Source organism: Cohnella baijiui (assembly GCF_020731285.1).
Classification (GTDB): domain Bacteria; phylum Bacillota; class Bacilli; order Paenibacillales; family Paenibacillaceae; genus Cohnella.
Genome location: NZ_JAJFOW010000090.1, coordinates 1 through 1,059, shown reverse-complemented (window position 1 = coordinate 1,059; position 1,059 = coordinate 1). Strand labels below are relative to the sequence as shown.

At 50.9% G+C, this 1,059-nt stretch carries 2 rRNA genes; both read left to right on the top strand.

Annotated elements, in window-relative coordinates:
- Positions 1-70 precede the first annotated feature (70 nt).
- Positions 71-187, top strand: a 5S ribosomal RNA gene (gene rrf, locus LKX83_RS31755).
- Between the two features lie 315 nt (positions 188-502).
- Positions 503-1,059, top strand: a 23S ribosomal RNA gene (locus LKX83_RS31750); the annotation flags it as partial.

The following is a 1,059-nucleotide window of genomic DNA, read 5'->3' as shown; positions in this document are numbered from 1 at the left end:
CTTTTTCCGGTCCCGCGGTCATGCATCGAGGGAGGAAAATCCTGCGAGAAAAAAGGAAGCAATTTTGTTGTCTGGTGATGATGGCGAAGGGGTCACACCTGTTCCCATCCCGAACACAGAAGTTAAGTCCTTCAGCGCCGATGGTACTTGGGTGGCAACGCCCTGGGAGAGTAGGACATCGCCAGGCCGGCAGTGTTCTTTTGAACATGCTTCATAGAAACTGCTGAACTATTATAAAACGTTTGGTGTGTTTTTCTGACACGTTTATCCGGTTGCTTAGTGGCTGGAGGCGTTCGGGATTTCGCGTTCAACTGTCTTCCTCTTTGAGAGGCCCAGATGTTTTGAACGCGCCGAAAATCCGACAGACACGGACGTATGCACTTGCGTGCAATGGATAACAGGGGAAGAATAAACATCGCCAACGCTTGTTCCTTGAAAACTGGATAGTGAAGAAAAATGCGCAAGTAGGAAAGATCCAATTGTAAGGTGATAACCCTTTGAAGGTTAAGCTACAAAGGGCGCACGGTGGATGCCTTGGCGCTAGGAGCCGATGAAGGACGTGGCGAACGACGAAATGCTTCGGGGAGCTGTAAGCAAGCTTTGATCCGGAGATGTCCGAATGGGGGAACCCACGATTCGTAATGGGATCGTACTCTTGTCTGAATCCATAGGGCAAGGAGAGGCATACCAGGGGAACTGAAACATCTAAGTACCCTGAGGAAGAGAAAACAATAGTGATTCCGTCAGTAGCGGCGAGCGAACGCGGAGGAGCCCAAACCAGAAGGTTCGCCTTCTGGGGTTGTAGGGCGTCTCACATGGAGTTACAAAAGACAGTCATAGACGAAGCGGTCTGGAAAGACCCATCAGAGAAGGTAACAATCCTGTAGTTGAAATGGCTGTCTCTCCGAGACGTACCCTGAGTAGGGCGGGACACGTGAAACCCCGTCTGAATCTGGGAGGACCATCTCCCAAGGCTAAATACTTCCTAGCGACCGATAGTGAACCAGTACCGTGAGGGAAAGGTGAAAAGCACCCCGGGAGGGGAGTGAAAGAGAACCT